The organism is Solwaraspora sp. WMMB335, from assembly GCF_049179075.1.
Taxonomy (GTDB): Bacteria; Actinomycetota; Actinomycetes; order Mycobacteriales; family Micromonosporaceae; genus Micromonospora_E.
In genome coordinates, this window is sequence record NZ_JBMHMF010000001.1 from 679,526 (window position 1) to 680,137 (window position 612).

Here is a 612-nt window from a genome sequence, read left to right on the forward strand (position 1 = left end):
GCCCGGGACGTCAGCGACAACAGCGCCAGGCCCGCGGAATGGGCGGGGAGGCCCGGCGGACGAGGAGCTACGTCCCGGCCGCAGTCCCGCCGCCCGGCGATCGCGGGGTCGGGTCGTCGAGCCGGGACAGCGCGCCGTCCATGAAGCCGGCCATGTCGATGTTGCCATCCGGGCTCAGACCGTCCGGCTCAAGGCCACCGGGCATGAGCGCCCGCGCGGCCCGCATCGCCTCCGTCGACGCCTGCTCCAAGGCGGCGTTCACCGTCTCCATCACCACACTGGCCAGTTCCGCCGGCGGCATGGACCGGTGCCGGTTCCCCTTGATCACCAGCTCGGTGAGTCGACCCCGTCCGCCCACGGTGACCGAGACCATCCGGTCCTTGGAGTGCACCGTCGTCGTACGGGCGGCGGTTTCCGCTTGAAACTCGCGGATCCGCTCCCCTTGCTCACGCAACCGCGCCATGGCGGTCTCCAGGTCGTGCATCTGGAACGACATGGTTCCTCATTCCTCACGCCGGACCGCCCACCGCCGGACAGCCGTGTGACCCTGCACGCTCGCCTGCTGCCGGTGGGTTCACTGTCAAGGACGCGGCGGTCCGCTGTGACGGACGT

At 70.8% G+C, this 612-nt stretch carries 1 protein-coding gene; it reads right to left on the reverse strand.

The annotated features are described in order from the left end of the window. Positions 1–67: 67 nt before the first annotated feature. A complete protein-coding gene (locus tag ACN27F_RS02845; protein ID WP_421430991.1) occupies positions 68–496 on the reverse strand; it encodes a YbaB/EbfC family nucleoid-associated protein in 429 nt (142 codons plus the stop codon). Between the last annotated feature and the right edge of the window lie 116 nt (positions 497–612).

Coding starts and splice junctions, on each gene's coding strand:
- ACN27F_RS02845 (WP_421430991.1), bottom strand. CDS start 496: ATGTCGTTCCAGATGCACGACCTGGAGACCGCCATGGCGCGGTTGCGT.